This is a genomic window from Pseudomonas sp. GW821-FHT09E04 (assembly GCF_059416185.1).
Map to the genome: position 1 here is coordinate 172,897 of NZ_JBWKOR010000005.1, position 6,083 is coordinate 178,979.

Genomic DNA, 6,083 nt, shown 5'->3' on the forward strand with positions numbered 1-6,083 from the left:
AGGATCGTGCCCGATGTTAACCGTCTGACGGACAAGCCGCCAGCCGATCAGGTGTTGCTTAAGCTGCTACCACGACAACGCGTACGGTGGCTTCAACTTCGGCGTGCAGGTGCACAGCCACGTCGAATTCACCCACGTTGCGGATGGTGCCGTTCGGCAAACGAACTTCGCTTTTCGCAACTTCAACGCCGGAGGCGGTCAGTGCGTCAGCGATGTCGTGAGTACCGATCGAACCGAACAGCTTGCCTTCGTCGCCAGCGGTGGCAGTGATGGTCACTTCCAGCTCGGCCAGTTGGGCAGCACGGCTTTCAGCCGATGCTTTACGGTCTGCAGCAGCTTTTTCCAGCTCGGCACGACGCTCTTCGAACGCAGCAATGTTTGCTGGGGTCGCGGCGGTAGCCTTGCCGTAAGGCAGCAGGTAGTTACGACCGTAACCGGCCTTAACGTTCACTTTGTCACCCAGGTTGCCCAGGTTGGTGACTTTTTCCAGAAGGATCAGTTGCATGTGAAAATCCTCTTAACTTTTAACCTTCACCGTTCGCGCTATCGGTGTCTTTCGACACGTGACGACCGCGAAAATCAATCAGGCTGTCGACGATGGCCAAGACCACCAGTAACGGACCGAGCAAGTGCATGAAAGGCACGAGCGTCACGTATATCCCCACCAGCCAGAAACCGGCCAACCGCTTCTGCGCCACCAGCCCGTGAACCAAGGCCAGACCTGCGAAGAACAGCGGCACGCTGCACAACGGCAACAGGACCAACGCATGCAGACCGAAGAACGGTGCCACACACATGACGGCCAGAAGCGACAGCGCAACGCTTTTCGGCAGTCGGATGGCGCGAAACTCGCGACCGAAACCGCCGGGGTTATACAACAACGCCTGCCAGTAGCGCCCAAGAATCAGGCACAGCACGCTAAAAACCTGCAACGACACCGCTGTCGAAATGATCGACAGTGGGACCGCCAATGCAGTGAGAATTGCCTTCTGATCTGCCGAGAATTTCTCGTAGACCTCACCCATCGCCAGCGGCAAGACTTGTTCAAACGTCTGCGCCAGAGTCTCGGTGAAGGAACTGAATACAGTCCCCAGGCTCACGGCAATCAACAATCCCACGGCCACGCTGACCAGCAGCGCGCGATTCCAGGTGTGGCCGGCGCGTAAAACCAGCGCCAGACTGCAGGTCCCGAGCAACACAATCAGTGCCGTCGGGTCTTTCAGGTAGTGCCAGCTCACTAACGCTGACAACACTCCCACACCCAGGACGCTCAAGGCGTCCGAACCGCGCCGCAGGAGCACAAGGCAACCTGCAGCGGCACTCAACCAGAACAACAGCGGCAATGCCGCAGATCCGGCCACGACCAGCGTGGCCTGCATACGCCCCCGCATGATGAATTCAGCTAAGGCACGCATGCATTCGATCCCTTACTTACTTGTCGACTACCCGGTCTCAGCGGCCGTGGCTGTCGGTGTAGGCCAGCAGGGCCAGGAAGCGGGCGCGCTTGATAGCGGTGGCCAGCTGACGCTGATAACGAGCTTTGGTACCGGTGATGCGGCTTGGAACGATTTTGCCGGTCTCGGATACGTAGGCTTTCAGAGTGTTGAGATCTTTGTAATCGATCTCCTTCACGTCTTCAGCGGTGAAGCGGCAGAATTTACGACGACGGAAGAAACGTGCCATTTGATAGGCTCCTTAAAAGGTCCGTGGATTACTCGTCAGCGTTATCGCTGTTGTCGCTGTCGCTATCGCTGTCATCGCCATCGGCGCTGCCATCGTGCTCAGGACGTTCGCGACGCTCACGGCGCTCACTGCGGTTTTCTTCAGCCTTGAGCATCTCGGACTGGCCGGTAACGGCTTCGTCGCGACGGATGACCAGGTTACGGATCACTGCATCGTTGTAGCGGAAGTTGTCTTCCAGCTCGGCCAGAGCCTTGCCAGTGCACTCAACGTTCAGCATCACGTAGTGAGCCTTGTGAACATTGTTGATTGCGTAGGCCAGTTGACGACGGCCCCAGTCTTCCAGACGGTGGATTTTGCCGCCGTCTTCTTCGATCAGCTTGGTGTAACGCTCAACCATGCCGCCGACTTGCTCGCTCTGGTCAGGGTGGACCAGAAAGATGATTTCGTAATGACGCATGAATGCTCCTTACGGGTTGTAGCCTGCCGCTCAAAAACGGTCAGACAAGGAGTGAATGACACTTATGGACTTGCCGGCGCGGGGCACATGCGTGCCTGCCGTCACAGCAAGGGGCGCAATTGTAGAGAAGGGACAGAAGAGGTGCAAGGCAATTGGTGATTATTTGAACAGCCACCAAAACTTCGCCCTGCCATAAAACGCTGCGGGAGCGCAGTCTGCTCGCGATTGGGTGAAACACTCAACAATGATGCCGAATGTAACTCCGCTTTCGCGAACAGACTCGCTCCCACATTTTGGACGGCGTAAGGCTTAAGGCTTCTTGGCAGCCGCCTTGGCCTTGGCCCCGCGCTGGCGCTGGGCCTCGAACAGGCACACGCCCGTCGCAACCGACACGTTGAGACTGCTGACGCTACCGGCCATCGGCAGGTTCACCAGGTAGTCGCAATGTTCACGGGTCAGGCGACGCATGCCTTTACCTTCGGCGCCCATGATCAGGATGGTCGGGCCGGTCAGATCCTGGTCGTAGATGCTGACCTCGGCCTCACCCGCCGTGCCGACAACCCACAGCCCGCGCTGCTGGAGCTTTTCCAGGGTGCGCGCGAGGTTGGTGACGGCCACCAGCGGAATCACTTCCGCCGCACCGCAGGCCACTTTACGCACGACGGGCGTCAGGGTGGCCGATTTGTCTTTCGGCACGATGACTGCCAGCGCACCGGCAGCGTCCGCCGAACGCAGGCAGGCGCCGAGGTTATGCGGATCGGTCACACCGTCGAGCACCAGCAACAGCGGCGCGCCCTCGGTGCGATCGAGCAGCTCGTCGAGCATCGCTTCGCCCCAGACCTGGCTTGGACTGACGTCCGCCACCACACCCTGATGCACGCCTTCGACCCAGGCATCCATTTCACGGCGCTCGGCCTGACCGATCTGGACCCGGTTTTCGTTGGCCAGCTCGATCAACGTCTGCACCCGCGGATCGTTGCGGCTTTCGGCCAGCCAGATCTGCTTGACGCGCTTAGGGTGGTGACGCAGCAACGCTTCTACCGCGTGAACGCCGTAGATTTTTTCCAACTGACTCATGACTTCGCCTTCGGTTTACGTGCCCCGCCGCTTCTGGCTGGAGCGGAACCCGCTTTTGGCGGGCCCTTGCGGTGTTTGCTCGGTTTGGCTGGTTTGCCGCCGGAGGCCTTTTCAGGCGCCGACCGCCCGGTCTTTCCCCCGGACGCCGCTTTACCACCGTTTTTGGCGTCGGCCAGCAAGGCCTTCTTCATTTCACGGCTTTTGCGCAGTTCGGCGTTTTTCGCCACGGCATCGCTCGGGCGATAAGCCTCGGCCACCTTTTCCTTGGCCGGACGACGGCTGGCGGTTTTTGCCGGAGCCTTTTCTTCCACAGCCTTGGCCGCTGGAGCAGCCGTTTCGGTGCCACGCTTCTTGCGGCCGATTGGCGCGCTGATGGTTTTTTCGGCCATCTCGAAGTCGATCTTGCGCTCGTCGAGATCGACTCGCATGACCCGTACTTCAACGGTATCGCCAAGACGGAAGCTGCGACCGGTGCGCTCGCCCGCCAGGCGGTGATGCACAGGGTCGAAGTGGTAGTAATCGCCCGGCAGCGCCGTAACGTGCACCAGACCTTCGACGTAGATATCGGTCAGCTCGACGAACAGGCCGAAACCGGTCACGGCAGTGATCACACCCGGGAACGATTCACCCACGCGATCCTTCATGAACTCGCACTTGAGCCAGTTCACCACGTCGCGGGTTGCTTCGTCGGCACGGCGCTCGCTCATCGAGCACTGCTCGCCGAGCTGTTCCAGGGCCGCCTCGTCGTACGGATAGATGCGCGCCTTCGGAATGGTCATCGCGCCGGCACGGCGAACGTGCGGGGTGTCCTGTTTCGAATGGATCACGCTGCGGATCGCCCGGTGCGTGAGCAAGTCCGGGTAACGGCGGATCGGCGAGGTGAAGTGGGTATAGGCTTCGTAATTCAGGCCGAAGTGGCCGTCGTTCTCGGCGCTGTACACCGCCTGGCTCAGGGAGCGCAGCATCACGGTCTGGATCAGGTGGAAATCCGGACGGTCCTTGATGCTGGCCAACAGGGCCTGATAGTCCTTCGGCGACGGGCCGTCCTTGCCTTTGTGCAGGGACAGACCAAGCTCGCCGAGGAATGCACGCAGTTTTTCCAGACGCTCCGGTGGCGGACCGTCGTGGACACGGTACAACGCAGGGATTTCGTGCTTTTTCAGGAATTCGGCGGTGGCCACGTTGGCCGCCAGCATGCATTCCTCGATCAGCTTGTGCGCGTCGTTACGAGTGGTCGGGCGGATTTCGGCAATCTTGCGCTCGGAACCGAAGATGATCCGGGTTTCCTGCGTTTCGAAATCGATCGCGCCACGTACGTGACGGGCAGCCAGCAATACCTTGTACAGCGCGTAGAGCTGTTTCAGGTGCGGCAGGACGTCGGTGTATTCGCCGCGAAGCTTGCGACCTTCAGTCGCTTTCGGCGTTTCCAGCATCGCGCTGACCTTGTTGTAGGTCAGGCGGGCGTGGGAGTGGATCACCGCCTCATAGAAGCAGTAGTCGGTCATTTCGCCGGATTTGGAGATGGTCATCTCACAAACCATGGCCAGACGATCGACGTGCGGGTTCAGCGAGCACAGGCCGTTGGACAGCTGCTCCGGCAGCATCGGCACCACGCGCTCGGGGAAGTACACCGAGTTGCCGCGCACCTGGGCTTCGTTGTCCAGGGCCGAGCCGATCTTCACGTAGCTGGAAACGTCGGCAATCGCCACGTACAACTTCCAGCCGCCGGAGAACAGGCGCAGCTTGCCTGGCTTGGATTCGCAGTAGACCGCGTCGTCGAAGTCGCGGGCATCTTCGCCGTCGATGGTGACGAACGGCAGATGACGCAGGTCGACGCGTTTCTCTTTGTCTTTCTCTTCGACTTCCGGCTTGAGCTTGCCGGCTTCCTTCAGAACGGCCTCAGGCCAGACGTGCGGAATGTCGTAGGTGCGCAGGGCGACATCGATTTCCATGCCCGGCGCCATGTAGTTGCCGACGACTTCGACCACATCGCCTTGCGGCTGGAAGCGCGGAGTCGGCCAGTGGGTGATTTTCACCTCGACGAACTGACCGATCTGGGCATTGGCGTTGCGGCCCGGGGTGACCAGCACTTCCTGCTGGATCTTCGGGTTGTCCGCGACAACAAAGCCGATACCGCCTTCTTCGAAATAGCGGCCGACGATGCTCTCGTGGGCACGGGACACCACTTCGACGATCACGCCTTCGCGGCGACCGCGACGGTCCAGACCGGAAACACGGGCCAGGGCACGGTCGCCATCGAACACCAGGCGCATTTGCGCCGGGCTCATGAACAGGTCGTCGGAACCGTCATCCGGCACCAGGAAGCCGAAGCCGTCGCGGTGACCGCTGATGCGACCGAGGATCAGATCGAGCTTGTCCACCGGCGCATAAGTGCCACGACGGGTGTAGATCAGTTGAGCGTCGCGCTCCATGGCGCGCAGGCGGCGGCGCAGGGCTTCGATCTGGTCTTCTGTGGTCAGACCAAACTCTTCGACCAGTTGCTCGCGGGCAGCAGGCGAACCCCGATCAGCAAGGTGCTGAAGGATCAGTTCGCGGCTGGGAATAGGGTTTTCATATTTTTCCGCTTCACGAGCGGCCTCGGGATCGAGGGACTGCCAATCGGCCATTAGAGAGTTTTCACCTTGTCTATATGCGGGTTAGTTTGGCATAGGCGCCATCAAACGGGAAATTTCCGACTCTATAAGGCGCGTCTTGAGCCTTGTATCGACGTCTGAAAGGCGTTTTGAACACCGCTGGTAAAAAAAATCATTTTTTTTGCTGGCAGGGGTTTACAGTTAAAAAGACGCTCCGTATAGTGCGCGCCATCGACGACGTACACACGTTGCCGAGATGCCCAGATGGTGAA

6 protein-coding genes are annotated in these 6,083 nt (G+C 59.8%); all 6 read right to left on the minus strand.

The features are described 5' to 3' along the window. Positions 1-58: 58 nt before the first annotated feature. The 6 genes from rplI to rnr all read right to left on the minus strand — a co-directional run bounded on the left by rplI (position 59) and on the right by rnr (position 5,844). On the minus strand, positions 59-505 hold the full coding sequence (rplI, locus tag AC07N4_RS19595) for a 50S ribosomal protein L9 (RefSeq protein ID WP_008078307.1): 447 nt from the start codon (positions 503-505) through the stop codon (positions 59-61). Between the two features lie 19 nt (positions 506-524). After that, positions 525-1,415, minus strand: coding sequence for a YybS family protein (locus AC07N4_RS19600; protein ID WP_493065811.1), 891 nt, complete (start codon positions 1,413-1,415; stop codon positions 525-527). A 37-nt stretch (positions 1,416-1,452) separates the two neighbouring features. Then, positions 1,453-1,683 carry a 30S ribosomal protein S18 gene (rpsR, locus tag AC07N4_RS19605; protein ID WP_002551829.1) on the minus strand — a complete coding sequence of 77 codons (231 nt, stop codon included), beginning with the start codon at positions 1,681-1,683 and terminating at the stop codon, positions 1,453-1,455. Between the two features lie 28 nt (positions 1,684-1,711). Further along, positions 1,712-2,140, minus strand: coding sequence for a 30S ribosomal protein S6 (gene rpsF / locus AC07N4_RS19610; RefSeq protein ID WP_007950702.1), 429 nt, complete (start codon positions 2,138-2,140; stop codon positions 1,712-1,714). Positions 2,141-2,449: 309 nt separating this feature from the next. Next, the gene (gene rlmB / locus AC07N4_RS19615; RefSeq protein WP_096819812.1) at positions 2,450-3,217 is read right to left on the minus strand and encodes a 23S rRNA (guanosine(2251)-2'-O)-methyltransferase RlmB; all 768 of its coding nucleotides are present in this window, start codon (positions 3,215-3,217) and stop codon (positions 2,450-2,452) included. Further along, positions 3,214-5,844 (minus strand): ribonuclease R, encoded by a 2,631-nt coding sequence (gene rnr / locus AC07N4_RS19620; RefSeq protein WP_096819813.1) that lies wholly within the window; start codon positions 5,842-5,844, stop codon positions 3,214-3,216. The genes rlmB and rnr overlap by 4 nt, the downstream gene beginning before the upstream one ends. Positions 5,845-6,083: the final 239 nt, after the last annotated feature.

Bases quoted from the DNA above. Each gene is read 5' to 3' on its own strand.
- rlmB (WP_096819812.1), bottom strand. From the start codon at position 3,217: ATGAGTCAGTTGGAAAAAATCTACGGCGTTCACGCGGTAGAAGCGTTG.
- rplI (WP_008078307.1), bottom strand. From the start codon at position 505: ATGCAACTGATCCTTCTGGAAAAAGTCACCAACCTGGGCAACCTGGGT.
- rnr (WP_096819813.1), bottom strand. From the start codon at position 5,844: ATGGCCGATTGGCAGTCCCTCGATCCCGAGGCCGCTCGTGAAGCGGAA.
- rpsR (WP_002551829.1), bottom strand. From the start codon at position 1,683: ATGGCACGTTTCTTCCGTCGTCGTAAATTCTGCCGCTTCACCGCTGAA.
- rpsF (WP_007950702.1), bottom strand. From the start codon at position 2,140: ATGCGTCATTACGAAATCATCTTTCTGGTCCACCCTGACCAGAGCGAG.
- AC07N4_RS19600 (WP_493065811.1), bottom strand. From the start codon at position 1,415: ATGCGTGCCTTAGCTGAATTCATCATGCGGGGGCGTATGCAGGCCACG.